We start from the raw sequence: 25,008 nt of genomic DNA on the forward strand, positions 1-25,008 counted from the left end.
ATCTGACGGACGACCTCAACCGGCCGCGATGATCGCGAGTTCTTCGCGGTCCTTCTCGCGCCACGCGAGATACCGCTGGACCGCCCACACCACCATCAGCGCCACCACCACGAACGGCACGAACACCGGCTGGAACGCCGTGAGGGCAGCGAGTCCGGCCAACGCCACCAGCACCGCGGGCACCGCGATCCGTCTGGTCAGCAGGCGCCGCGCGATCCGTCCCAGGACGATCCGTCCGGCGCCGAAGAACGAATACGCCGGGTGGTAACGCTCTCCCGCGTCCCACGCCAGCAACGACTCCGTCACCAGCACCACGGTGAGCGCGACGACGGAAGCCAGGTACGTGTCGAGGATCTGCGCCTCGGACGCGAACCCGACGACCTCGCTGAACGTCACGAGCGCGTACAACGCCACGGCCAGCACCACCACGGCGACCGCGGCGTACCCGAGGGCCATCGGCCGGTTCAGGCGCCGCAGCGTCTCGCGCTGCCAGGCGGTGCGCCGCAACCACGCGTCGTGCGCACGCCGCTGCCGTTCCTCGGCTTCGAGCCTGTCCGCCTCGCGGTTGGCGTACGGCGCCAACGCGAGGGCGATCCACCAGTAGTCCCTGCGGCGCACCAGATCCTCGAACCACGGCAGCTGCAGCGCCCTGTCCTCACGGCCAAGTCTGAGCTGCAGCTCGGATTGCGTGGCATCGGTGGCGCAGGCGGCGAGCAGGGAGAGCACGAGACCGAACGACTCCCGTTGCCGCGACAACCGCTGGAACTCGGCGCGCACGTCATCGGGCCGCAGCCCGCGTGCCAGGTCGCGCAGCCGGCGTTCCTCGGCGTGCCACTGAGTTCGGATCTCCGTCAGCCCGTCGGCGCCGCGGGCGGTGGCGAACAACGGCAGCAGGTCTGCCTGCCACAGATCGGTGATGATGCCCGTCGCCTGGCCCTCGACCTCGTCGAACGCCTCCTGGGCGAGGACGCCCAGCTCCGCACGGGTGATGTCGCGTTCCCGGTACACCGCCGGCTGTCCAGGATCCATGCGGCGCAACAGGTGCAGCAACCTGGTGTCGGCAGAGCGGAGTCCGCGCGCTTCTCGCACGAGGTCGCCGTGGTCGGGGAACTGCTTCAGCCAGGCGGTCAGCTCCCGCCTGCGGGGACGGGCGTCGTCGCCGAACAGCAGCTCGCGGGCGACGTTCCAGTGCCTGGACATCGACAACGCCAGCAGGTCGCGCGCGTGGTACTCGGCACCGAGGAACACGTAGGGCGTCGGCGCGGCCTGACTGCTCGGAGTCGGAGAGGGGATCGCCGCGACCGCCGGCGACTCCCCGCGCAACCAGGCGTCCACCTGTTCGGCGCCCCAGCGGAACCGGAGGTCGGTGGTGAGCAGTCCGCGGCACAGCAACGCGATGCGCTCGTCCCGGACACCGTCCACATCGATCTGGCGGCCGACGAGCTGGGACCGGACGATGTCGGGGTGGACGCCTGCCCACAGCAGTTCTCCGGTCGCGAGCTCTCGGAGAGTGATCCCGAGCGACCACCAGTCGAACCCCGCCTCGATCGCGCCGCCCGCGAGGTACTCCGGTGGCGTGTAGGGAATGGTCCCGACGGTGTCGCGCTCTTCCGGCCGGTAGATCGCGTCGTGCGGAACGTGCACGCTGATGCCGAAGTCGGCGATCGCGACCTCCAGCGGTTCGGCCGACCGCACCAGCACGTTGGCGGGCTTGAGGTCGCGGTGCACGATCTGGTTGTCGTGCAACGACTTCAGGCCTGCGCTCACCTGACCGACCAGTTCAGTCAGCACTGCCGGATCCACACCGGACGGGTTGCCGTCGCGCCACGCGCGCACGGTGCCGCCTGGCACGTGCTGCATCACCTCGTACGGCTGGCCGGACGCGACGCCGGCCTCGTGCACCTCCACGACGTGGGGCGGCCGGTTCCTCGTCAGGTACGCGGCCACGTGCCCGTCGAGCCCAGGTGGACCGTGGTGCACCTTGAGCACCCGGTCCGCTCCCGACGAGCGTTCTCGCGTGAGGAAGACCCCGCCCTGCGAGCCGTTCCCGGTCAGCTCGCGCACGACCTCGAAGCGCTCCAGCAACTCGGCCGGCAGCATGTGGCCGGCGGGCATCGGCGCCCGGCCGGGGTCGATCACCGTGGGCGGTTCGTTCCCCGGCCGGGTGCGGCCGGCGTCGAGCACGGTCACCGCCTCCGCGAGCAGCCCGGCCGCGCCGACGGGTCCGTCGCGGCCGGGGTCGCGCACCGTCGGCGCTTCCTGCTCGGGTGTGGTCATCGTGCTGAGCAGCTCAGTTCGACGACGACCGAGCGGTTCTGCGCGGCCGGGCCGGGCAGCAGCACCCCGCCGGCGCCGAGGTCCTGCACGTGATGCGGACCGGACGCGCCGTCACCGCGGGTCGTGACGCGGTCGGCGGTGATGCCGAGCCGCACCAGCAACTCCTTCACCTTCTCCGCCCGGCGCTTGGACAGTTCCTTCAACCCCGCCTCGGGCCCGACGGTCGCGGTGTTGCCGATCAGGGTGAACTTCTCGTTGCCGCCGGCCACCGGCGTGGCCAGGTCGCGCACCGTCCGCTCGGCCGCGGCGGGGTCGCGGAACTCCGCCTGGTCCGGCACGAACCCCACGGCCCCGCTGTCGCTCAGCACGGTGGTGCCGCACTCCTTGAACGGCGGCGGCGGTTCCGGCAGCTTCACCGGCGTCACGGGCACGGTGGTGTCGAACGCGTCCCGGCGCGAGGCGACCTGCACCTCGGCTGTGCAGCCGGCGCCCGCCGCCGTCACGACCGTGCGCCACAACTCGGCCACCTTGCCGCGCAGGTTCTCGTCGAGCGGGGCCTGCGGTTCGGCGGTGCCGCCGAGTCCGACCAGCACCACCGACTTGCCGGTCAGGTCGGGGAGCAGGTTGCCGTTCTTGAGGTACGCGGCCATGTCGGCGGGCACGACGCTGAACATCCTGTTGTCCTGGTAGGACAGTGCACCAGCGGTGGACAGCCCGGAGTCGATCAGCACGATCGTGCCGCCGGACGGCGTGACCCTGCCCGCCTCCGCGAGCGCGCCGAGCACGTCGGCCTCGGCCTTCTTCGGCTCCAGCTGGGTGACGACGGAGGCCACCTTCTCGACGGCCTCAGCGACCTTCTTCTGCTTGCGGGCGTCGTTCTGGGCGTCGACCTTCACGTCGGCGCTCAGGGCGACCGTCGGCTGCCCGTCGACCCGGACGACCTGGACCCGCCCGCCCTGCTCCGCTGTCGTCTGGACGAGCGCCTTCACCTCGCTGGGCAGGCTGGGGCGCTGACTGCCCATGCGGGCACCGACGACGAGGGTCAGCGCCTGCCCAGGACTCGCGGGGCAACCCCCGGCAGGGCCGGTCGTCTCACCGCCCGCCGGTGTGCCCCCGTTGTTCTGGGAACAGGCGGTGAGCACCGCGGCCGTGGTGAGCGCGAGCAGGCCGGCGAGCACGCGATTCGTGTGGTGGTTCGTCATCTCAACTCGTCTTCCTCGTCGGGCGACTCGGGGTTTCCGGGGGAGCGCGGCGGCACGTCCGGCCGCGGCGCCGCGGGAGGCAGTTCCGTGTCCTGTCCGGTGTTCTTGTCGAGCAACTTGAGCTGGATCTCCCGCTTCACGCGGTCGGCGGCCGCGATGCAGCGGACCTGGAGGCTTTCCCACGCCTGGGTGTGCTCGAGGCGGGCCTTGTCGACCGTGGCGGCGAGTTTCGTGCTGCCCTGGAGGTTCGAATCGAGGCGGCTGTGCTTCGCGGCGGCCTTGGTCCGCAGCGACAGGGCGCGGTTGTACCTGCTCACCTCAGGCTGGTGACGGAGGAACCCGGCACCGCCTGACACCACGCCGGTGCCGACGTAGAGCGCCAGGAACAGCCATGCGGCGAGGTGCTGCTCGTGGAGGGCCGCGTCGGACATGCCGGTCTGCTCGACGCCGTCGACGACGAACGCGCTGCCGATGTCGAGGCTCGAGTACTCCCAGCGGAACGCGAAGGCGGCCGCACCCAGTGCCACCCAGGCGAGCAGGTTCACCCAGGCCGTCGTGCGCGAACCCGCCGCGTGCCGGGTGCTGACGGCCTTCTTGGCCTGCTGGCCGAAGGTGTGCGACATGGCGATGCAGATCACCGTGAATCCGGTGACGACGACCCAGAGCATCTCCTCGGTCTCGTCGAGCGCCGGAAGCAGCACCTGGTGGAACGTCACCAGGTCGACGCCCATCGCGGCGAGCAGGACGAAGTAGTAGAGACCGGTGCTCCACGGGGAGTGCCCGGCGATGAGCGACGGGTCGCCGTGGATCGGGATGCGGCGGCGCAACGGCCCGAATCTCGGGAAGTTCGCGGGTGTGGTCATGAGTCCCTGCCTCGGCGCTTGTTGCGTGGTTCGGGGTCGTAGAAGGGGGCGTCGGGGTCGCTCAGCCGTTCCAGTGCGTGCGACACCGCGGCTTCCAGGTCGTCCAGCACGTTCTGCTGGTCGTCGTGGTGGATCTGGTAGAACGCCCTCACCTCGGTGACCCGGACGGAGAGCAGGTCCAGTTCGGCCTGGACGGTGTCGTGGTGCGTCTTCATGTTCGCCAGCCAGTCGGCGATGTGGGCGTCCACGTACCCGAACAGCACGGGTTGAGCGGCTACCGCGTTGCGGTCGTCGACGTCGTCGGCCAGCTCGAGCGCGCGGGTGCGGACGTCGGCCATGTCGATCTCCGGCGACGACTGCCCGCGCAGCTTCGGCAGGTGCTTGCGAACCTGCCTGAGCGCCAAGGAGGCGCGGAGGAAGGGAAGTGACTTCACGCGGGCTCCTCGATGTCCTCGACCGGGTACTGGTACGGCGTCTTGCGGCCGGTGCGGCGCACCGGCGGTGCCACCTGCCTCGCGAGGTGGTGGAGCTCGAACTGCCCGCGGCCGAGTTCGGCCGGGTCACCGTCCGGTTCCTCCAGCACCCAGGAGGGCAGGAGTTGTGCGGTGAAGCGCAGGAGCGCGGCGATGTACACGCCTTCCGGGTGGATGTGCACGTTGTGCTCCCAGTAGGCCTGCACCCGCGTCGCGTAGTGCTCGCTCATGGCGCGTGCGTTGGTCTGCGCCGCCACGAACTCGTTCCTGATCCGCTCCTCCACGACGGCGATCCGGCTGCTGATCTCGTTGCGGGCGTTCTGCTGCGACTCCTGCCTGGCGCGGGCCTCGGCGATGCGGTTGGTGCGTCGCGTGTCGCAGCGGTTGAGCAGCTTCTGCTGGTTGCCGGAACCCAGTTCGTCGTAGCTGCGCGGGCGGAGTTCCTCCGCCGTCAGAGGAGCGTGCGCGTCGACGACGAGCTGAGCGGTCCTGCCGAGCGTCTCCCCGGCGAGCTCCCAGTCCTTGCGCAGCTTGGCGAGGGTGGCCCGGTCGTTGTCGACCTGCTTCTCGAACCTCTCGTGCTCGCCCGCGACGGCCTGCAACGCCCTGCTCAGCAGGACGTCCGGATAGGGCGCGGAGAAGACCTCGCCGTCCTCGGCGAGCGCCTGCACCGTGCGCAGCGACGGCACGCAGTCGCGCCCGTCGCGCCGTCCCCTGGCGCGGTCCTTCAGCTTCTGCTGCGGCCGGTACCGAAGTCTGCTCATCGTCCCACCTCCGGTGGTAACACCACGACGACCTGGCGATGCGCGTCGAGCGCGGCGCGGTGCCGCAGCGCGAGCTTGGCCAGCGCGTTGGTCTGCGCCCGGAGTTCGGGCACGTCTGCCTGGCCCGGCACGCCTTCCTCGGCGACCGGCAGTTCGAGCTGTGCGATGGCCTGCAACGCCGCCAGGACGTGCCCGGCCGCGGCGAGCTCGTCCGCGTCGCGCAGTCCGGCGACGCCCTTGTCGAGGTCTGCCCGCAGCCGGGCGCGGCAGTCCGAGTCCTCCGGTTCGCCGAGCTTCTCGGCCTGGCCGACCACCAGTCGTGCGCGGGCGATCCGGCGTTCGGTCGTCCGGCGCAGCCGCGTGCAGAGCTGGGCGAGCTCGGGGTGCCCGGCGACGCTCGGCACCCGGCCCGGCCGGTGCCACACGCTGTCGTCCGGCTCCACCCGCCTGCGTCCCGGCGAGCGTGGCGCCGTCGCCCCGTCGGCCGACACCAGCAGCGTGGTGTCGGCGGCGTTGGACAGCAGCCGCTCGGCGTCGTCGAGCCGCTCGCCGCTGTCCAGCAGATCAGCGCCCGCCTCCTGGCGCAGCAGGACGTCCACGACGTCTCGCGTCAGCCGGGTCAGCCGGCCGGGACGATCCGGCCGCTGTGCGCACATGCGCGCCACCGCGTCGCGCACCAACGCGGCGTGCACGCGCTTGCGGCGGATGCCCTGAACCCAGGCCAGCGCGGTGGCCACCAGTGCTATGACGAGCGCTGCCAGCAGCGCCCACAACACGTTGTTCCAGTCCACGTTGTCTCCATGACGGACTACCGGCCTCGGCCGGTCTTATGGGATCGATCCCGTCCACTGAGGACCTGCTCGCGTCAGGCCCCGTGATGTGCGATCGCCGTCCACTCGTCAATGGCGGACCGCTCGACCAGCTCCAGTTGCGCGGCTCGCAGGGCGGCGCCGGGATTGCGTCCGTCCATCAGGGTGTGGGCGCGGTGCAGCAGGTCGTGGGACGGCGCCCACCGGGCCGCCAGCACGTGCCGCGCGCCGTTCGCGAGAAAGCGCGCGGGCAACGCACGGGCGTCGTCGTGGCCGGTCCCGTGCAGCACGTGGTCGGTGAGCGTGACCAGCTCCACCTCGGCCGGTGGCGGCAGGAGTTCACCGCCGTGCAGTGCGATCGAGGACTTCCCGGGGTCACCGAGGTCGGAGGTGGCCCGGCAGCCGAGGTGCAGGACGCCGAGTCCGTTCACCATCGCGGCGCCGACCTCGTCCGGGGTGCCCGCGCCGTCCGGCGACGGTCGCCACGGCCGCGGGGGACCGCCGTGGCCGCCGAGGAAGACGCCGTCCGGGCGGAAGTCGTCACGCAGCCTCTCGGCCAGCACCGCCGCCGCGGGGTCGTCCTTGCAGGGATTGCCGACGATCACCGCGCCGGTGTGGATCTCCGCCGTGCCGCCGGCCATCGTGCGAGCGGCTGGGACCAGGGTGATCTCGCTGTCCTGCAACAGAAATCTGCGGGCACCGGCCACCTCACGGTGTGCCGCCTCCCACGGCACGAGCCCCAGTTCGCCCACCGGCACCAGGGCGAGGCGCTTCCCCTGCCAGGGTTCGAACGCCACACCGGCGGCGTCCCAGGCCCACGCGCAGAGCTCGGTCAGCTCGGCCTGCCAGAGCTGCCGGCGCGGCGCGGTGCGGACGTTCGCCCGCAGCGTTTCGCACGCGGTGCGGAACCGGGAGATCCGCTCGGTGCGCAGTTTCGGCAACGGCGTCACGCCGACCGATCCGTCCGCGGCGACCACCACCGCCGTGCCACCGTGGGCTTTGTTGTGCGGCAACAGGTAGATGAGAGCGTCCGCGTTCGTGGCCCGCAGCGCGGCACGTACCTCGTCCGTCCCGAACGCGTGCGGAGCGATGTCCAACGTCGCGGCTCGTCTGGTTTCGAGCACCCGCACGAGATCGTCGCGTGCGTCGTCGGCGAGACACCACGCCGCGACCTGCTCGCCGTCGACCGAGGCCGTCAGGCCGAGCTCACGGCTCCTCGCGCGGTCGGCGGGCCGGTTGCGCGAGCGCAGCAGGCGGCCGAGGGCGAGCGCGCTCTCCGGCCGGCCAGTGCGAGCCCACTCCCCGTCCGCCGCGGAGATCGCCTCGTCGAGCGCTTCCGGCCGTGCGGGCAGCATCTTCGCCATCGCGGCCCGCGAGACACCGGAGGCGATCCGGGCGAGGAGCTCCTGCGAGGAACCCGGCAGCGCGTCGGAGGCGGCCTGGTCGATCGCCTGGTGGACCGACAGCGCCCCGTCCACGTCGCCCCCGGCTATCGCGGTGCGCAGGTCGTCCGCCTTGTGGATGACGACGCCGAGCCCGTCGACGGAGTTCAGGAGCTCTGCGGGGATCAGCGGCTCGGTGCTGCTCGGTGGACCGAGCACCCTGGCCAGCAGTTGCACGTACTGCCGCAGGCGGTCCCGTTCCACACTCGGCGGAAGGGCGTCGGTGCGCCACACCAGCGCGACGATGTCGCCGGTGAAAGCCCGGAAGTCCTGTCCTGAGCGGACGCACCGCGCGAGCGCGCGTGTCAGTTCGATGGCCTCACCCTCGACCTCGTCCACTTCGGACGCGGGTTTGCCGGCGCCGATCCAGTCGAAGAACGGCCCCAGCGCTTCGAGGTTCAACGGCTCAGGGGCGTCTCCGGTCAGGTAGGCGCGACTCATCCAGGCCAGGTACGCGGCCAGACCTGCCAGAGCCTCCTCCTCGTCCGCCGGCAGGTCGTGCCGGACCACCTCCGCCAGGTCGCACAGGCTGCTCAGCAGCAACCCGAGGTCGTCGTCCGGTCTGGCCAGCTCCGCCATCCACTGGGTGCGCAGGAGCGCCAGCCTGATCATGAGGTGGGTGCGCAGTCGTGCGCTCGTGCCGGCAGGCGCTTCCAGCACCGCCCGTTCCGCGTCGGTCAACCAGCCGTGCACGTCATAGCGTGCGAGGACGGCGTGCACGCCGAACTCGCGTCCGGCGCTCTCGGCCGCTTCCAGCCGGGTCACCCTCAGCTGGATCGTGCCGTCGTGCTCCTCGCCGGCGTCGGCGAGGGTGGCGTCGGCCCAGTCGAGCGCCGGCCACAGGTGCTCGGCCCCGGCCTGGCGGGCGAGCACCAAGTGCGTCTCGGCCAGGACGCTCGACGTCCAGGCCGAGCCTCCCTCCTCGGTGGCGGAGAGTTCGGTCAGCGTGCGTACGCCGTCCGACATCGCTGCGACATCGCCGATATCGGCGCCGCGCATGCACCTGAGGACGCCGTACTGGGCCGCGTGCTCGGTGCCGAGTTCGATCTGCTCCCGCACGGCCGCGAACTCGGCGAGGGCTTCGTCGGCATCGGCCGTCGTGCCACGTTCCAGGTAGCGGGTGGCCAGCAGACTTGCCACAAGCGAGCGGGTGTACGCGGCGGCCGGCGGCTCGGTCACGAGGGCGCGCAACTCGGCCGCCGCGGTGACGGCGACGTCGAGCAGCTCGGGGTCGTCCCCGCGCCGATGACGTTCCTCCTGGACGAGTGCGAGTGCTTCCAAGGCTTCCGGCCTGGCCGGATCCTCTTCGGAGAGTTCGGCGAGCACGGTGGTGAGGCCGGCCGCGGAGTTCTCCAGGTCGTCGAGGTCGAGCGTGTGCGGGTAGGCCCAGCGGTGCGCGAGCGCCACCTCGCGCCGGAACTCCAGCACCTCGTAGGGGTTGTGCACCACCGAGGAGTGCGCGGCGAGGGCGTCCAGGTGCAGGCGCGCGTCCTCGGCGGTGAAGTCCGCCGTGGCCAGCCGCAGTTTGGTCAGCTCGGCGGCGTCGACGGCGGCCCACTCGGCCACGTCGGCGGGCGCGGTCGCGTCCGCGGCGACGAGGGCGAGGGTGGAGAGCGCCGAGGCGAGAAGTTCCTGCGACTCGTGGTGCTCGGCGAGGTGGGTGAGCGCGCCGGCGGACCGGTACCGCCACAGGTGGGCGCAGGGGTGGTGGGGCAGGTGGCGCAGGGCGAAGGTGATCAGGCCGACGGCCCGCTCGACGTCCTCCGGCCCGGCGGCTCCTTCACCGGGCCGCAGATCGATCAGCGCGAGGCCGGTCGCTCCGGCGACGGCCGGGTCGAGGTCGTCCTCGTGCAGGTGCAACAGCTCGGTGAGCCGCGCGACTTCGTGGCACAGGTCGTCAGACATGGGTGATGACCTCACGAGCCTCCGCCAGCACGCCGTCGAACCGCGTCTGGTCAGCGAGCAGTGACGCCGCCCGGCGGTGGGGGACGAGGCCGCGGTCGGCGAGGTCGAGCACCGCCGTGCGCAGGGCCTGGGGTTGCGTGCCGGACGGGGCGGCGGCGACCGCGGTGACGATGAGGTCGACGACCACGGCGTCGGAGTCGCCGGCGGGCTCGAGAGCGGGACAGGCCCAGGCGTTGTCGTCGTTGAGCGGCTGGGTGTTCGTGTCCGGGCGCCGGCCCAGTGGCCGATCGATGTACGCGTCGTACCAGGAGACGTACTCGGGGGCGGTGCGGGTGCCGATGTTGACCCGGTGCCCGGCGCTGCAGACCGACTTGACGGTGTGCAGGATGGCGGGCAGGCGTTCCAGGTAGTACGGGACGGGCCGGTCGAACTCCTTGGCACAGCGTTCGGCCAGCCTGCGTAACAGGTAACCGTGGCCGGGTAAGGGCGACGAGTAGCCGGCCTCGTCGGCCAGGTGCCCGAGCACGGCGCGGTGCTCCTCGTCGGGCAGGGCGCGGCCGAACCTGTTCTGGCGGACCGTCCTCGGCTTCACCTGTGCGCCCTGGTGTGCGCGGTAGCCGCGGAACACGTCGACGACCCGCTTGCGCACGTGCGACCGGACCGCACCGAGGAGATTGGTGCGGTCGGCACCGTGTTCCGTCAGGAACTCGCAGACAACCTGCAACACGTCCACCACCAAGTCACGACACACGCACTCACCGGTCAGCTCGAAGAGGGCGGACCGCACGGCGCGTCCAGTGCTCAGACCCGGCATCGCGAGCGTCATGTCGCACCCGCTCACGAGGTGGCTGCGATGCAGGTCGTTCCGGGACTTGTGCAACTCCGCGAGTGTGACCCTGACAACTTCGGCCGAAAGGTGGGATGTCTGCGGCGACAAAATCATGAGTGTTTCCTACACTAACGTAAGATTCTATGTGAACGAGGGTTGCCGAACCGTGACGAACGAGCCGCCTCCGCGATCCCTGCTCGCCGGGTGTGCGAGTGTTTCCCTGCCGTGGAATAGGAGTGAGTGATGGCGTTGCTGCCCGCTGTCGTGCCCGGGCTGATCGAGAAGAGGGCCGAGCTGGTGCCCGCCCGGTTCGCGCGGAAGGTCGCCGCACTCTTCGGTGTGCCGTCCGAGGCCAACCCGTTCCGCCCCATGACCTGGGTCTGCGACTTCACCGCCATCACGGTGTCCGAGATCGCCCGCGGCGCCCCGTTGCCGGCCAGAGGTGCCGCCGCGCGGCTGCGCGAGCAGGCGCACGAGGGCGAGTGGCTCGAACAGGACCGCGCCGTGCTCCCCGCCGGTGGCAAGACGCTGCCGAACGAGATCGTGGCCGCCACGGTCAACCGCTTCGGGCCCGACACCAAGGCCGCGATCGTGCTGACGGCGACGAACGTCCTGCTCACACCGGCGACTGAGTCGATCGCCACCGCGCTGCCACTGCTGCGGGGTGCCGACGGCGGCGAACTTCCCACCGTGCAATGGATCGCGGCCTGGGCCGCCACCGCGGTCGAGGTCTACCGGTCGCAGCCGGCGCTGGTGCTCGCGGCGATCAAGGCGCGCACGATCCAGCGCGAGTCGCTCACCCCGCCGCGGTTCCCCTGGGCGGACCGGATCGCGGGAGGCCCGAAGGCGCGCTGCGAGATCGGCGCTGTGGAGCCGTTGGCGCCGGACCCGTTGACGAGGCCGAGCGCGCTCGACTTCATCGACGGCATCGCGGTCGGCCGGCTCAACGCCGCGGGTGGGCTGCCACCGGCGGACTCCGACACGGCGCCGTCCGCCGGGGGCCCGAGCGTCGGTGACCGGATGGCGGCGCTTTTGGTGCGGCTGCTCGCGAACATGGGCTCGCCGGACAGCGTCGGCTACGTCTGGGTGAGCGCACGCGAACCCGGCCAGCTGGTCGCCGAGGCGATGGTGCCGTCGTCCGGTCTGGTCCGCGAGCTCGTCGAGGCGTGGGCCCACGGTCCCGGCGAGCTGGAGCACCCGGACGAGTTCACCGACGCGCTGGGCGAGGAGATGGCGCAGCCGGTGCGGTTGCCCGCCCCGCGGGAGGTCGCGGCACTGCCGGTGCTCGCCCGCCGCGCGGTGGTGCTCGCGGCGATGGGCGTCGTGCGGCAGATGGGGTTGCTGGCACCGTCGCGATGGGTGTGCGGCCCGGAGTTCGCCGCGCTGCTCGACGACGTCGAGGCGCTGCTCGGCACCGTCCCCGCCGACGACCCGGTCGTGCCGGAGACGAGGCTGCGCCTCGCGGTGCAGCGGGCGAGCGTCCAGCGGCACGACGGTCACGCCGGCGACGAGACCGTGGCCGCGCTGATCCGCGCCGCCGACGAGTGCCTGGCCTCCGGCGTGCTCGACCGCGGTGCGGTGGCGGACGTGCTGGTGGTGGCCTGCATCGAGCTCTACCAGTTGCGCGACACCGCCGGGGACGCGGCCGCGTTGACCGGCGCACTGCACCGCTACTGGCGGGCGTTCGCCGAAGCGGTCGAGGTCGACCTCTTCAGCCAGGACGCAGACCACAGCAGCCTGAGCTTCCAGCTGCACAACTACGCGGCCTTCCTCGGCGGGAACCGCGACAGCGAGGCGGACCTGCGTGCCGCGCTGCACCTGTTCACGCACTCGGTGATCCCCGGCCGCACCCGGCTGTTCAACGTGCACAGGGACATCCGGCCGCTGGCCCGCAGCTGGTACCTGGCCGCGGACACCGCGGCCGCGCTGGCCGAGCTGCTGCTGGCGAACGGTGCCCAGGAGGAGGCGCGGGGCTGGATCGAGCGGGCGTTCGGCTGGGTGGGCAGCGTCCTGGCCGACCGGAGGTACGCACCGGAGAAGCTGGGCCCGAGGCTGGACGACTGCCTGTTCGCACTGAGGGCGGCGCCGGTGCTGCTGCTCGCGCTGGAGCATGATCTCGCCGCCGACCGGGCACGGGTGCTGCAGCGCGCCGACGAACTCGTGCAGCTGGTCGAGGTGTGGCTCAAGGAGAACACGGACGGGCAGGTCGAAAAGTCCCGCTACTACGCGAAAACCGCGATGCTGCGCGACCGCGTCACGGCAGCGAAAGCGTGTTCCTGACGGCTGATGAACCGCTGGGCCGCCATCCGGGCCGCCATCTCCGGGTGGAGGTGATTGCAGATGTCTGGTGGCGGCAACGGAGATGACAGCAAGAAGTGACAAGTCCGCACGACGATGACACACGCTGTTCGAGCGGAGTGCGGGAGGCGATATCGTCTGCCCGCACCCACTCTTCCTCTGCGGCGGTGTAGTCATGCTCGAAACATATGAATTGACCCCCGATCCCGTTACGCGTGGAATAATCGTTCGTGCGCGGGAACTGCGTCAGATGAGCGGCGATAGAACCTCGTGATGGCTGGCGGGGCGCTATGAGCACGCCGGTGAATGACGGCGCAATCATTTGGCGTCCACGCGGATTCGCTCGCACGCCGATGCGATTCGCGCTGGGAAATGTCTCCATTCGGCGCGCGCGGTCACTGCGTATTCCGAGTCGAACCTCTGCGCGCACGGCGCCGCCCCCACATGCCCGTACACCAGTACGAGGACGTGGGGGCGGCGCCGCGATGTGCCCGTCCGGCCGCGAATTCGCCCGGCGACGTTCCGGGCCACGCCACTAGTGCCCTACGCCGGAAGTCCGCCGCTGAAGTCCGTGCCGTTTGTGCCGCACGCGGGGCGCTTTCGTGCGCGTGGAGCGCACGAAAGCGCCCCGCGTGCAGTTGATGACGGCGTGGCTGAGGCCCCGCGACGTTGATGAGGGGAGCTTTCCCAAACCTGAGGTTGATGAAAGCTCCCCTCATCAACCTTCATACTTTGATGACGAATTTCCGGCGCAGGACACTAGTTCGCGAGCAGCTCCTCGAGCGTCAGATCGCGCACCTCGTCGATGTGGGGCAGGTCCGCGGCGGTGAGGTGGCCCAACCCGGACTCCGCCGGCGGCACCGCTCCGACCAGCTTCACCTCGTCGATCCGGTCCGTGACGACCTTCGCCACCCTGAGCCTGTCGTGACGGCTGAAGTCAGGGCAGGTCATCGCGATGTAGATCGCGGTCCGGCGCAGGCTCTCGAACGTCTCCAGCTGCTGGTTCAGGTACGCGTCCACGGCACGAACGCGGAGTTCCTCGAGCTCCGGCAGCCAGTACTCGTCCCGGGCGGCGCGGCATTCGACGCGCAGCACCAGGAAGTCGACGCCCTCGAGCGGAACGCCGTTGCCGTGCAACCGGTCGTTCTTGATGGTGAGGTCCTTCGGCAGCGTGCCATGGGGCGTGTTGGCGACGATGAGGTAGCCGGGTCGCACGGACTGTCCGCCACCGCCGTCGGGCGCCATCGTCCAGTGCAGTCCGAGCTCCGGGTCCTCTTCCTGGGCGTCGAGGATGACGTCGAGTCCGTCGGAGACCTTGTCGGCGATGGTGCTCACGACGCCGAGCGGCAGGCCGATCAACGACGACAGCCCGCTCACGACCTTCGCCGCGAGGCCGATCGGTCCGGTGTCCGACGAACGGTAGAGGGCGGCGTTGATCTCGACCGTGCCACCGCTGTAGGGCAGCAGGGTGGTGACGGGGAAGTTCAGGTACGCGCCGGGCGCCTTCCAGGTCGGGCGGTTCTGCAGCAGGCTGAACGGCGTCGGCTTGTTGCCCGCGCCCAGGAAGTTGAGCTGCACGCCCGCGTACAGGGCGGGGTGGTGCTGGGCGCCCCAGGTCCTCGCCTTGGCCAGGAAGCCCTCGACGAGCCAGACCCGCAGGTAGCCCTCTCCCGGTGCGAGCGGGCCCGCCGCCGGGTCGGGGAGGAACTCGAGCGTGGTCTGGCGGGTGTCGTCGTCGAACCACCTCCTGATTCGCTGGAAGACCTTGTTGGAGAAGTCCTGCGGCATGGCAGAGGCCTTTCGTTCATCCGGCGAGCAGCCGGTCCGCGAGCCGATCGGCGAGCGCCTGCAGCACGGGCCGCGGCGCGGGCGCGAGCACGCCTTCGCCACCGCTGCCGGCGAGCGCCGTGATCAGGTTGTGGTGCACCAGGCCCGCCTGCTCGGGGTGACCTCGGGAGAGCAGTGCGAGATAGCTGTCCACGCCGGCCCCGATCAGCGTGCGCGGGGCGAAGCGCGTGTTGACAGGCGTGATCATCGGCGCGTCCGACGTCAGCTGCCCGGACCAGCTCCGGCGCCGGTTCGTCAGGCCGAGCGCGTCGGGGGAGCGGAGGTCAGCCAGGGTCCTGTCGCCCACCGGGACCGCGAGCAACGCGGCCGCGATCGCGGGCAGGGCCTTCCGCTCCTGCGCGAGCTCGCCGCCGTCGTACCCGGGCACGTCGATGCCCAGTTGCCGCGCCAGTTCCCGCAGCAGCTCCGTCCTCAGCAGCGGCGGCGGGTATCCGCCGTCCGCCACGAGCATCCGTTCGGGCGAGGCGTGCTGCAGTTCGTCGATGGCCCACGCCGCCGCGTATCCGACCATGACAACGGAGTAGGCGTCGGCGAAGACTTCGCGACCCCAGCGCGTCCAGGCCACGGCGTGCGGTCCAGCGGCGCCGGTGAGCGCATCCGAGACGACCTTGCCGAGGTCGAAGTCGTCCTGCACCTGGTGACCCGCCTCGTGCGCCGCGAGCACCAGCCACCACGCTTCCCGCACGGCCGTCTCCGGCAGCAAAATCACCGGAATCGGCAGTTCGCCGATCAGGTCCGCCAGCAGCCGGTCCGACTTGACCTTCAGCTCCGCCGGCACGACGCAGCGGCGCACGGTGAACGCTTCTGGCGAGTTGTCGATGAAGCACAACGGCGCGGTCCGAACCAGCTCGGCGTTGTCGGACGGCGTCCAGCAGCTGCGCACGACCTCGTCGGCACTGCGAAGAACAGTCGCGAATCGCGGATCACGGCGTTGTTCGTATTTATTCAAATACCAGTGGAATACCCGGCGGAGATTCGCCACGCTCCGGTCGAGCTCACGGCACCGTTCGTAGCCCGCTCCGTCTTCGGTGAACGACTCGACGGCGGCGAATTCGGTCCGCAGCCGCTCGGTCATCCTGACGAGCATCACCTCGAGCACACCGATCTGGCGCACCAGACGCTTGAATTCCTTCTCCGCTCTCCTGACGCGCACCCAGGTCGAGATCTCGTCGGACAATGCGTCGAGAGCGCGGTTGCTGCGCTCGACCCGCAGGTGGAGCCGGTTCGGGCCATCCACATCTGAAGACATTCGCCCGCCACTTGTGTCAGGGGGCCGCCCAGCGGTCCACGACGCGATCATCGTGAACCCGGCGGTGGTGCGTTAGCTGCCCGGCGCCGGACCACCCGTTCGGACGATTTTGAAACAAATCACCGATTTCGCTAACGACCGCTCGGTGATTGCGATCTACCAGGTGCTCTGGTTTCACCGCGGTGTAGGGCTCGCTTTGCGAGGCAGGGAGGTGCATGTGGTCCTGCCACGTGTGTTCATAGATCTCGTGCCCCGGTACGAGAAGGTGGACGAGCAGGACCGCAAGGCCGGTTGGACGGTCACCGTGTCGGGGCCGGGCATCACGGCGCAGTACGAACTCGACCGGTGCGAGGTCAGCTGCGACGGCGTGGTCCGCGGCGTGCCGGCGCGTCGCGGCGGGATGCCGGCCGACGACCTCGGCGACCTGCTGAGCCGCCTCGCCACCAAGAACTGCCCGAACGGCGAGGTGCAGCACTACGGCAGATGGCTCTTCGACTGCCTGCTCGGCCAGGAGACCTGGGCGAGCGTTTGTCAGGCGCCGGACGTGGTCGCGGTCGAAGGCGTCGAACTCGCACTGCGCTGGCCAGCCGACGAGGCCGAACTGCACCAGCTGTCCTGGGAAGCGATGCACGACGGCCGCAACGCGCTGGCCGGGCACCCCGACCTGCTGGTCGCCATCACCAGGGTGGTGCCGGCCGGACCGCGGCAGCCACAGTCGATCACCCGCCCGCCCAAGGTGTTGTTCGCCGTGGGCGGCTCGCTGGACGAGGACACGATCCGTCCAGGCGCCATGTTCATGGGACTGCTGAAGGCGTTCGAGATGGACGGCTACTGCTCGTCGAAAGCCGTGCAGGGCGTGACGATCGACAGCCTCGCGTGGCACTGCAAGCAGTTCCAGCCCGACATCGTGCACATCGTCGCCCACGGAAAGGTCGTCGACGGCAAGGGGCTGCTCCGACTCGCGGATCACCTCCCCGTCGGCGCGGATTCGTTGATGCCCGCGCTCACCGCCGGTGGAGCGCCGTTGGCCGTCGTGCTCAGCGCGTGCCAGTCCGGAGGAGCGGGCCTGACCGGCGGGAAGCTCGTCGACGCGAGCCCGCTCGCCGCCGAGCTCGTCGCTCGCGGCATTCCGATCGTGTCCGCCGTCGCGGGCGCGGTCAGCGAACCTGCCTGCCGCCTCTACACGAAGCAGTTGGTCGAGGCGGTGTACCGCGGCGTGCCGGTCGTCGAGGCGGCCGCGAAGGGGCGGCGGGCGGCACTGCAGCAGTCGGCCAGTCCTTCGACGCAGCTCGACTGGGCCATGCCGGCGTTGTTCGCCGGGGAGGAGCTGAGCTCGTCGTTCCGCCCGGTCGACGCCGAGGCCGCCGGTCGGCTGGTGGACGTCGCCAAGCGCCTTCGGCTGAGCGAGCCCCCGGTCTTCATCGGCCGCAACGCCATCATGGGGTTGCTCGACGACCTCTTCGAGTACGAGTCGTCGTCCAGGCTGGGCACGATCGCCGCCGTGCGGGACGCCTCCATCAAAGGACTGGGCGGCACGCGGCTGTTGCGGGAGATGGGGTTCCAGCTCCTGTTGCGCGGGCATCTGCCGGTGCTGCTGGGGCCGTTCGACACCGAACCGCCCGGCGGCCTGCGTGACGTCGTCGTGGGGATTCTCCTCGCCCTGGAAGACCTGGCCCGCCAGTTCGACGTGCCTCTGACCAAGCTCAGGACCCTCGGGGCGGATCCTCGGTTCGAGCCGCGCGGAGACGTGTCCCCGGAGGCGTTGGCAGCGCTGACACCGGAGGACCGCAGTGATCGCGTGCTGGACACCCTGGTGGCGTTCAGGGAGTCCGCGGGGCCTCTGGACCCGGTGACGACGGCGCCCAGGCTCGCCACGGACCTGGCCGCGTTCGCCGAGGTCATGAGCACCGCGGGCGATCCGTTCTCCAAGGACACCCGTGTCGTCGTCCTCGCGGACGAGGTGCACAGGTGGGGTGCGCTGGAACCGCTCCTCCAGATCCTCGGGCGCACCGGCCGCGACGGGCTCGGCACCTCGGCGCGACCGGCACCGGTGATCTTCACCGCCTCCTCCCGCGAGCACGACGGCGCGCGGGTCAAAGCGTTCTCCGAGTCGTACGACGGCAAGCCCGGCTACGCCTTTCCCGAGCTCGATGTGCTGACCATCAAGGAAGCCGTGGTCGGATTCCAGTGGGTGTTGCTGCATCCTTGGAAGAAGAACAAGCCGCAGTACCGCAAGGTGTACGCGGCCAAGGCGGATGTGAGTTCCGAGGTGCTCGATGCCATGTTCCACCTGCTCGACGGGAGGCCCGTCGCGGTGAAGCGAGAGCTGTACAACCTCGCGGTCGCCCTGTGCGTGAACGAGACGTTCGTCGCGGACGACGACGAGGAAGCGTGGGACAACTACCGGCGGCTGCACCCGTGAGCGACCATCTGCCCGCCGACATCCGGGTGCGGCTCGCTGAGCTCGCCGAGGCCCTCGAATCCCTCGACCTGGAAGACGTCGCGCCCGAGCACCTGTGCTGGGCCACCTTGATTCCACAGTGGACGGAAAAGTTGACGATCGAGCTGGGCCTCGTGGACTCGCCGTCGGACTTCCGTGAACTCGTCGAGCGACTCGACGACGCCGACCTGATCGAGTGCAGGCGGTCGCTGGGCAGGACGAGCGAGATCGTCTACTGGGTCCGGGCCCGCCAGCGCAAGGACGTCGGGGAGCACCTGCAACGCGAGTTCTCCGGCGACCTGGACGGCCAGGTGCGCCAGGTGTTCGCGCTCGTGCGCGCGGCCCGGCCCAGCAACGCGGTGCTGCGGCGGTGGCTCGACGTCGAGGACTTCTGGCAGGACCCGAGCGGCGCTGAACTGATGGCGACGGTCGAAAGCCGGTTGCGCAAGCCCGACATCCCGGCGGCCGCCGCGCTGATCGCCGTGGCGCAGCACGTCAGCGATGTCGTGGGTGGTCCGCTCGAGCAGGCGGTCCAGCGCGCGCAGTGGCGGCTCGGCAGGGAATACCGGGTGCGCGACGACGTCGCCCACCTCGCCCACTACTTCCGGCGACGCAAGGCCGAGGACGCGATCCGCGAGTTGTGCGAGCCGGCGGCGAAGCGCTGGATGCTGCACCTGCTCGGTGACGCGGGCGTCGGCAAGACGATGACGATCCGGTACCTGGCGTCCGGGAAGTTCGCGGCGGACCAGCGCATGGAGCCGATGTCGGTGGCACGGGTGGACTTCGACCACCTCGACCCGTTGTTCCCCGAGCTACGACCCGCCGAACTGGTGCTCCGGCTCTCCGACGAACTGCTGGGCTACGCGGGCACCCGCGCCGTGGAGTCGTCGTACCGCAGGCTGCACGACGCCGCGAACGAGCTGCACACCGAGATCGCCAAGCCGGAGTCCGCCGCGGCCCAGGTGAGGTCGTTGCGGCACAAGGTGGTCGAACGGTTCGGCAGCCTGGTCGACGAACTGCCCCAGCCGGTTGTGCTCGTGCTGGACACCTGTGAGGAACTGGCGAAGCTCTACGCGCCCGGCGTGGACGCTCCGGCCATCGACCACACCTTCGAACTGCTGGAAATGGTGCACCGGCGATCGCCGCACGTCCGCGTTGTGCTCGCGGGCAGGCGCTGGCTCACGTTGCCGCCTGAAGAGCAGCGCCCGCACGGCGGCCCGAACCTGCGCGATCGCCCGCATGTCAACGTGCTGCACATGCCCGGGTTCACCGCGGACGAGGCGGCCGGCTACCTCGCGCACCGGTCGAACGCGGTCAAGCGCCTGATCCCCGAAGACCTCTGGAGTCTCCTGCTGCGCCGCGCCATCGGCGCCGACGGCATCCACCACAACCCGTTCGAGCTGGCGGTCTACTGCGACTGGGTGCTGGAGTCCGAGACGTTCTCCGCGGCCGACCTGGTGGACTCCGTCGCAGATCCGTACGTCGAACGGCGGATCATCGCCCGCATCAACGACCGCGACGTGCGAGAAGCGCTGCCGGTCGCCGTGGAGCTCGGGCGGTTCGACCTCGACCTCATCACGCCCTCCCTGAAACGCGCCGGCGTCGATCCCTTGGCGGCGTTCCAGGGACTCGCGGCGCACGAGTGGGTCAACATCCTCGCGTCGCGCCCGGACGGCAGGCCCGCGGTGATCGAGGTCGACGACCACGTCCGGGACCGGATGAGAGCCGTCGTCGCGAAATCACCCGTGCGCTACCCGATCGACAGGATCCAACTCGGCCGCGACGCCGTCCACGCGATGGACTCGAAACCGTTGCGGGAGATCCCCGCGGAGACCGTCGAGGCCGCGGTGAGACTGCTTCCGGCGGACCGCGCCGCCGAGGTGTGGGTGGCCGTCGACGCGCGCATCTGCGCCGAGTCCGAGTGGGCGTGGGCCATGCAGATCACGCCACGGGTCGCGGCGGTGGAGGCCCAGCGCGACACCGGGGAGGGACCGACGATCCTGGCGGCCGTGCTGGCGACGCAGGCGTCGGCACGAATCCACACCGGCCAGCGCGCCACGGTCTCCCGGCTGTGGGAGAGCGTGATCGCGTTCGCGCGCAGACATCCCGACCCCGCACTGCGGACGGTGCTGGAAGACCGGGCGGTCCTGGGCGTGCTCGCCACGAGAACCAAGGCCGGCCTCGCCGACGGGCAGGACGTGCTCGCGGAGCAGCCCGGTCGTGCGTTCACCCGGTGGGAGCGCAGCTGGTTCAGCAGTCCCGACGTCCTGATCGGTGCGCTGGAGAGCCAGTTCGACGGGGCGGCCGCCGGCCCGAGCCTGGAGCCGGCACTGGTCGCGCTGACCGACTCCGAACGGAACGCGGTGGGCGTGACGGCGGCGATCCTGCACGCTGCTCACCTGTTGCGCACCAACGACCTCGGTGGCGCGGCCGTCGTCGCTGATCTCGCGGTCGCGCGTGCCGAAAGGGCCGACACGTCACAGGGGCAATGGCGGGACTGGCTTCCCCCACGTGGTCTCGTCGATCGCGCACGCCTGATGCGCGTGCTGATCGCCCTGAACGGTGGCGAGGCGGTACCGAGGGACGTTCTCGACGAGTGGAAGGCCGAGTCACTTCGCCGCAGCACCGACATCGACGCCGACCGGCTCGCCGCCGCGATCGTCGACTACGACCTGTGCTTCGGGCGCCTGCACGAAATTCCCGAGCACGAGGCGTTGCTGGAACCCGGCCAGTCGTCCCTGCGCTGGCTGCACCACCGGATGGCCCGCCCGCTGGCGGGCGCGCTCGCCGACGCCTGGTCGTTGGCCGAGAATCCCGGCAAGGCCTCGGACGTGCTGCGCGGCCAGCGCGACGCCGCCCTGCTGCGCGGTGACGACCCGGACATCGTCGAGGCCTGCGACCTGGCCGCGCTGCGGCTGTGCCGCTGGCACCGCACGACCCAGTGGGCGCCGGTCAACCGGCTCGTGCAGGACGGGACGCCACGGACCCGCGCGGAAGCCTCGCTCGTGCTCGCCCTGCTCGGCGAGCGCGAGATCGACCCGTCGGCCCTCGACCGCCCCGACGCCGACCTGGTCGACGAATGGGAGTCGGCGTGCCTGCTCGGCACCTCGGCACCTACCGCGGCCGAACGGCTGCTGAGGCTCGGGCCTGTTGGTGCCACTGCTCTTCGCGGCCGGATCGCCCTGATGGCAGGGGAATCGTTGCTGCTGGTCAGCGCGGACAACGCCGCCCCACTGCTACGGCGCGCACGCGAGTTGCTGGAGGCGTCCGGGTTCGACGAGGCCTCGGAACGGGCCGCCGCGCTGGAGAGCCGTCTCGTCGTGGCGGAACCCCCGGTGGAGGAACGGACGCCGACGCACGTGGAGCGGCCGCCCATGAGCCTGGCCCAGGCGATCCACGACACCACACCGTCCAGACTGTTCTTCCTGCTGGTCCTGAGTCTCCTGCCCGCGGTCCTCTTCTACTTCAGCACCGTCATCTTCTTCATCTCCGTCATCCTCGCGGTGCTCGGTCCCGTCGTGGTTCTCATGGCGCTGGCCCTGAGGGCGCGCGATCGCGCGCTGGGTGGCGCCAGCGCGAGCAGGATCGTCATCGAGCCCGTCGCGAACGGAAAGGTGCGGCTGTCGCTGGCTTCCGGGGACACTGCGGAACTCGACCACGCGCCGGGACGCCCGGCGGGCGACGACCAGGACTCCTGGGCGACGGAGATCCACCCGGCCGACCCCTTCGAGACGGTGTCCCTCGCGATGGCGAGCATCAGCACCAGATCCGCCGTCGACGGCAGGCTGACCGCGGTCGCCCTGCACGTCCATCCCTCCCTCGAGCCGCTGGGCTGGGAGCAGTGGCTCGGTTATCGCCCGCAGTCGACACAACTGACGAACCTGCTGTGGCTGCGCCTGCAGCCGGGCAGGCGGCCGGTGATCCGCGAGGCGGACTGGGCGCGCGGTGATGTGGTGCACGGCGGACCGGAGCGGCTGTTCGCACGGTCGGTGCCCGGTGCGTTGGAACCGCCGGCGCTGGAACCGCCGCTGAGAGAACCGCCCGTGCACAAACTGGTGCACTTGATCGGCTCCACCGTGGTCACGTCGTCGGGTGTTTCGCTCAGGGTGCGCGACTTCGACGCGAAGCGGAGAGCGTCCTCCGAGACACTGGTCGACCTCGACGCGATGATGATGACACCGACCTCGCTCGTCGTGCTGCAGGCCGATCCCGCCGACACGGCGACACCTCTGGGCGATGTGCGTGATGAGTTCATCAGGCTCGCCACCGCCGCGGTCAGCAACGGTGCGCAGTACGTCATCGTGGTGCCGCCACTGCCGGACGCGGTCGTCAGGCGGGTGAGTTCCGAGGTGTCCAAGGCGATCCGCGGGTCTGCTCCACCGACCGCCCGGCGCGCCTTGGTCCTCTTCGGACGGATCAAGCGGCTCGTCGTGAAAGAGGAACAGCCGCTTCCCCTGGGCCAGTGGGCGAATCTCGACGTCATGTTGTTCATGCGCGGCGCGCGATGAGCACCGGCCTCGGCGGGGCGAGTCAGCCGAGCACGACCCGGCGGGACGCGGCCGGCTGGTCGGCCGTGACACGGGTGCGGCCGGACGCCGGGATGGCCCTGTCCCGTAGCTGCCTGATCTCCTCGACCTTCTCCGGTGCCGACCGTGCCAGCGGGATGACGTTGCGGAAGCACTTCAGGTAGTAGTCCTCGCCGACGTTGTCGTCGCCGATCCTGATCGCCTCGTGGCAGATCTCCGTCACCGCCGACTGGATGTCGGAGCCGGCGAACCCTTCGCTGATCCGCACCAGCTCGTCGACCAGAGCGGGCTCCACGGCGGTGCGCAGGTACTTGCGCAGGTAGATCGAGATGATCTCGCGGCGCTCGTCGGGCTCGGGCAGGTCGACGAAGAACATGTCGTCGAACCGGCCGCTGCGCAGCAGTTCCTGCGGCAACGAGCGGACGTCGTTGGCGGTGGCGACGACGAACACCCTCGCGCGTGACTCCTGCAGCCAGTAGAGGAACTGGCCCACCAGGCGCGTGGTGACGCCGGTCGAGTCGGTACCGGAACCGGCGAGGCCCTTCTCGATCTCGTCGATCCAGAGCACGCACGGTGCCACGGTGTCCGCGGTGGCAAGCGCCTCACGCATGCGTTTCTCCGACTGGCCGACGTACGCGCCGAGCACCGATCCCATGTCCAGCCGGTACAGGGGAAGCTGCCAGTCCGACGCGATCGTCTTGGCGGACAGGGACTTCCCGCACCCCGGCACGCCGACCAGCAGCACACCGCGTGGCGCGCGGATGCCCCGGTCACGCAGGTCCATGGTGAGCAGGTCGCGCTTGCGGTCGAGCCAGTGCTTGAGCCCGGCGAGGCCGCCCACCTCGTACTCGCCGGGGCGCAGCTGCACGCGTTCGATCCCGGAGAGCTCGCTGAAGATCGAGTCCTTGGCGCGGCTGAGCTCGACGAGGTCGGCCTTGGTGATCTCCTTCTTCACCACGAAGGTGGCGAGGATGTTCAGCGCCTCGGTCTTCGTGACGCCGGCGAGGATCGATGCCGCCTGCTCGTAGTCCGCCGGGCTCCACTCGATGCGGATGTCGGTGGTGTACGGGCGGAGGAACTCCCTGATCGCCTGGTGCATCTCGTCGAAGTCGGGGAGGTCGAGCCGCACCGACATGCCCATGCGCTGCAGCGTGCTCCACACCGGGTCGGAGGTGATGATCACGATGCAGCCGCCGTGCTCCTCGGCGAGCGCCGCCAGGTCGGCGAACCGCCGCGAGATGTCGTTGTCGTCGGAGAGGTGCTGCACGTCGGTGAAGACGATCGTGAGGTTCGACCTCGTCTGGAACCACTCGCCGGCGAGGTCGAGCGCGCCCAGCAACGACTTGTCCTCGCTGATCACGGTTCTGGTGCGCAGGTCGCGCAACCCCTGGCTCAGCGTGTGCACCAGGACGTCGAGCTGCTTCTCCCGGGTCAGTTCGCCGAGCACGTCGAGCACGCGGGCGCGTTCGACGGTGCGGATGGAGACGAACGGGATCCGGGCGAGCAGGTACGACTCGACGCGGGCCTTGGTCTCCGCTCCGTTGGGCATGGGGTTCTCCGATGGTCAGATGATCACTCGCCGGCCAGGGCTTTGCCTGCCCGGCGGCGGGGGAGGGGACGGCGGCGCCGGTGGCGCCGTCAGACGGTTCCCGCGCACCGCCGCCTGCAGCTCCATCGGCGCGTGCCGGACGGAGTCCTCGATGCTGCGCTGCGAGGACCGCAAGGTCTCGTCGAGCGCGGACTTGAGCTCGTCCCGCAGCGCCTGCGGCATCGCGGGGAGTGCGCAGAACCGGTGCAACGGCACGAGTCGCGTGCGGGCGCTCACCATCGCGGCGGCCAGCGAGTGCACCGCCCGCCCGGGGTCGCCGGCCAGGGTGCCGAGGTCGCGCTGGAACGCGTCCGCCCAGCGGCGCTGGCGTCGCGAGAACGCCTCGGAGACGTGCCGCAGCAGACGTTCGTGCACATGGGGACCCATCTGCTCGTCGATCGGAGCGAGGTGCGCGGAGGGCAGGTCGGTGCCCTCCGCGAACGCGTCGAGCCACGCGCGCCAGTCCGCGTACGGGCCGGGAGCGTGTCGCACCGG

At 70.5% G+C, this 25,008-nt stretch carries 15 protein-coding genes; 3 read left to right on the forward strand and 12 right to left on the reverse strand.

Annotation, left to right across the window (positions count from 1 at the left end; genetic code table 11):
• Positions 1-15 precede the first annotated feature (15 nt).
• The 8 genes from LX88_RS21415 to LX88_RS21450 all read right to left on the reverse strand — a co-directional run bounded on the left by LX88_RS21415 (position 16) and on the right by LX88_RS21450 (position 10,615).
• Positions 16-2,277 carry a protein kinase domain-containing protein gene (locus LX88_RS21415; protein WP_258949564.1) on the reverse strand — a complete coding sequence of 754 codons (2,262 nt, stop codon included), beginning with the start codon at positions 2,275-2,277 and terminating at the stop codon, positions 16-18.
• Positions 2,274-3,479 carry an OmpA family protein gene (locus LX88_RS21420; RefSeq protein ID WP_258949565.1) on the reverse strand — a complete coding sequence of 402 codons (1,206 nt, stop codon included), beginning with the start codon at positions 3,477-3,479 and terminating at the stop codon, positions 2,274-2,276. The genes LX88_RS21415 and LX88_RS21420 overlap by 4 nt, the downstream gene beginning before the upstream one ends.
• A complete protein-coding gene (locus tag LX88_RS21425) occupies positions 3,476-4,342 on the reverse strand; it encodes a hypothetical protein (protein ID WP_258949566.1) in 867 nt (288 codons plus the stop codon). The genes LX88_RS21420 and LX88_RS21425 overlap by 4 nt, the downstream gene beginning before the upstream one ends.
• Complete coding sequence (locus tag LX88_RS21430; RefSeq protein ID WP_258949567.1) at positions 4,339-4,776, reverse strand: hypothetical protein; 438 nt, start codon at positions 4,774-4,776, stop codon at positions 4,339-4,341. Before LX88_RS21430 ends, LX88_RS21425 begins: the two co-directional genes overlap by 4 nt.
• Entirely contained in the window at positions 4,773-5,579 is an 807-nt protein-coding gene (locus tag LX88_RS21435; protein ID WP_258949568.1) for a hypothetical protein, read from the reverse strand. Before LX88_RS21435 ends, LX88_RS21430 begins: the two co-directional genes overlap by 4 nt.
• A complete protein-coding gene (locus tag LX88_RS21440) occupies positions 5,576-6,370 on the reverse strand; it encodes a hypothetical protein (RefSeq protein ID WP_258949569.1) in 795 nt (264 codons plus the stop codon). The genes LX88_RS21435 and LX88_RS21440 overlap by 4 nt, the downstream gene beginning before the upstream one ends.
• A 74-nt stretch (positions 6,371-6,444) precedes the next feature.
• The gene (locus tag LX88_RS21445) at positions 6,445-9,735 is read right to left on the reverse strand and encodes a CHAT domain-containing protein (protein WP_258949570.1); all 3,291 of its coding nucleotides are present in this window, start codon (positions 9,733-9,735) and stop codon (positions 6,445-6,447) included.
• Positions 9,728-10,615 carry a hypothetical protein gene (locus LX88_RS21450; RefSeq protein WP_258949571.1) on the reverse strand — a complete coding sequence of 296 codons (888 nt, stop codon included), beginning with the start codon at positions 10,613-10,615 and terminating at the stop codon, positions 9,728-9,730. Before LX88_RS21450 ends, LX88_RS21445 begins: the two co-directional genes overlap by 8 nt.
• A gap of 192 nt (positions 10,616-10,807) precedes the next feature.
• Here LX88_RS21450 and LX88_RS21455 point away from each other — a divergent pair, with 192 nt between their 5' ends.
• Complete coding sequence (locus tag LX88_RS21455; RefSeq protein WP_258949572.1) at positions 10,808-12,844, forward strand: hypothetical protein; 2,037 nt, start codon at positions 10,808-10,810, stop codon at positions 12,842-12,844.
• 777 nt (positions 12,845-13,621) lie between these two features.
• Here the strand turns inward: LX88_RS21455 and LX88_RS21460 are convergent.
• Together LX88_RS21460 and LX88_RS21465 are read right to left on the reverse strand one after the other, a co-directional pair.
• Positions 13,622-14,650, reverse strand: a complete 1,029-nt coding sequence (locus LX88_RS21460; RefSeq protein ID WP_258949573.1) for a hypothetical protein — start codon at positions 14,648-14,650, stop codon at positions 13,622-13,624.
• A 16-nt stretch (positions 14,651-14,666) separates the two neighbouring features.
• A complete protein-coding gene (locus LX88_RS21465) occupies positions 14,667-15,959 on the reverse strand; it encodes a hypothetical protein (protein WP_258949574.1) in 1,293 nt (430 codons plus the stop codon).
• Between the two features lie 217 nt (positions 15,960-16,176).
• On the opposite strand from LX88_RS21465, the gene LX88_RS21470 reads away from it, so the two are divergent.
• Entirely contained in the window at positions 16,177-18,381 is a 2,205-nt protein-coding gene (locus LX88_RS21470; protein ID WP_258949575.1) for a CHAT domain-containing protein, read from the forward strand.
• Positions 18,378-22,907: a hypothetical protein gene (locus tag LX88_RS21475; protein ID WP_258949576.1), complete on the forward strand. Its 4,530-nt coding sequence runs from the start codon at positions 18,378-18,380 to the stop codon at positions 22,905-22,907. The genes LX88_RS21470 and LX88_RS21475 overlap by 4 nt, the downstream gene beginning before the upstream one ends.
• Positions 22,908-22,929: 22 nt before the next feature.
• Here the strand turns inward: LX88_RS21475 and LX88_RS21480 are convergent, their stop codons facing one another.
• Both LX88_RS21480 and LX88_RS21485 read right to left on the reverse strand, forming a co-directional pair.
• On the reverse strand, positions 22,930-24,474 hold the full coding sequence (locus LX88_RS21480) for an AAA family ATPase (RefSeq protein ID WP_258949577.1): 1,545 nt from the start codon (positions 24,472-24,474) through the stop codon (positions 22,930-22,932).
• 15 nt (positions 24,475-24,489) lie between these two features.
• Complete coding sequence (locus LX88_RS21485) at positions 24,490-25,005, reverse strand: hypothetical protein (RefSeq protein WP_258949578.1); 516 nt, start codon at positions 25,003-25,005, stop codon at positions 24,490-24,492.
• Positions 25,006-25,008 lie beyond the last annotated feature (3 nt).

The sequence above is a fragment of the Lentzea californiensis genome, from assembly GCF_024648825.1.
In the GTDB taxonomy this organism is placed as follows: Bacteria; Actinomycetota; Actinomycetes; order Mycobacteriales; family Pseudonocardiaceae; genus Lentzea; species Lentzea californiensis.

Excerpts from the sequence above, each read along its gene's own strand:
- LX88_RS21420 (WP_258949565.1), bottom strand. The coding sequence starts at position 3,479 with ATGACGAACCACCACACGAATCGCGTGCTCGCCGGCCTGCTCGCGCTC.
- LX88_RS21480 (WP_258949577.1), bottom strand. The coding sequence starts at position 24,474 with ATGCCCAACGGAGCGGAGACCAAGGCCCGCGTCGAGTCGTACCTGCTC.
- LX88_RS21415 (WP_258949564.1), bottom strand. The coding sequence starts at position 2,277 with ATGACCACACCCGAGCAGGAAGCGCCGACGGTGCGCGACCCCGGCCGC.
- LX88_RS21455 (WP_258949572.1), top strand. The coding sequence starts at position 10,808 with ATGGCGTTGCTGCCCGCTGTCGTGCCCGGGCTGATCGAGAAGAGGGCC.
- LX88_RS21435 (WP_258949568.1), bottom strand. The coding sequence starts at position 5,579 with ATGAGCAGACTTCGGTACCGGCCGCAGCAGAAGCTGAAGGACCGCGCC.
- LX88_RS21460 (WP_258949573.1), bottom strand. The coding sequence starts at position 14,650 with ATGCCGCAGGACTTCTCCAACAAGGTCTTCCAGCGAATCAGGAGGTGG.
- LX88_RS21425 (WP_258949566.1), bottom strand. The coding sequence starts at position 4,342 with ATGACCACACCCGCGAACTTCCCGAGATTCGGGCCGTTGCGCCGCCGC.
- LX88_RS21465 (WP_258949574.1), bottom strand. The coding sequence starts at position 15,959 with ATGTCTTCAGATGTGGATGGCCCGAACCGGCTCCACCTGCGGGTCGAG.
- LX88_RS21445 (WP_258949570.1), bottom strand. The coding sequence starts at position 9,735 with ATGTCTGACGACCTGTGCCACGAAGTCGCGCGGCTCACCGAGCTGTTG.